This is a genomic window from Sinorhizobium sp. GQ132, assembly GCF_059758575.1.
Genome location: NZ_JCAXDX010000048.1, coordinates 1 through 744, shown reverse-complemented (window position 1 = coordinate 744; position 744 = coordinate 1). Strand labels below are relative to the sequence as shown.

The 744-nt window shown below is 59.1% G+C and carries 1 pseudogene; it reads left to right on the top strand.

Features of this window, described 5'->3' with window-relative positions:
* Nucleotides 1-258, top strand: a pseudogene (locus tag AC6CIG_RS29650) (PhnA-like protein); the annotation flags it as partial.
* Nucleotides 259-744 lie beyond the last annotated feature (486 nt).

Here is a 744-nt window from a genome sequence, read left to right as displayed (position 1 = left end):
CTTGCAAAGGCACAGAACATTCCGGTGGACCAGGCACGTACGCAGGTTCAACAATACGAAGAGAGCTACAAGGCCTCGATCGAACGCGCCAAACAACAGGCGACCGAAGCCGCGGATGCGGCCGCCACCGCAGTTTCTAGCGGGGCCATCTTGGGCTTCTTCTCCCTCGTTGTTGGCGCGGTCGCGGCTTGGTTCGGTGGTGCGTATGGAACGCCGCGTGCTCTGGTCACGACTGATGCCACGCGTCGTGCCGGCTAGTAAGTAGCCCCGATGTCCCCCAGCTGCGGGAGATCGGGGGTCGGAAACGCGTTTGGCTCCCCGCGCTGGAACGGGGAGGGACGCCCGAGTGCTCACCATCAGGTGCCGGCGGCTATCAATGTTCCGTAAGAATTGGCGTAGTCGACTGGAAGAACTTCCGACCGGGAAAAGTCGCGGGTTCGTGATCGCTCCAGCCGACTCGAAAACGAGCGATGGAGCGATGCTCATCTCTTGTTTGGAAGGCATTCTGGTCTCTGCCGTGCCTAACTGGCAGCGGTTAAAGGATAGCCGGATAGCCGGCTGGTAGCTCCACTTCTCCTGATTGGTCGGCCTAATTTAGCCCGCAAGTGCCGCTTCAGAGGTTGGGATTCCCGCCCGCTTCCAAAAGATAGTGAAGTCCTCTGTAGCAGATCTCTTGATCAGAATCTGTCGGGCGCTCTTGCAGCATGGGCGCTCACATACGCGGATGTCAGCTTTTTCGAAGGT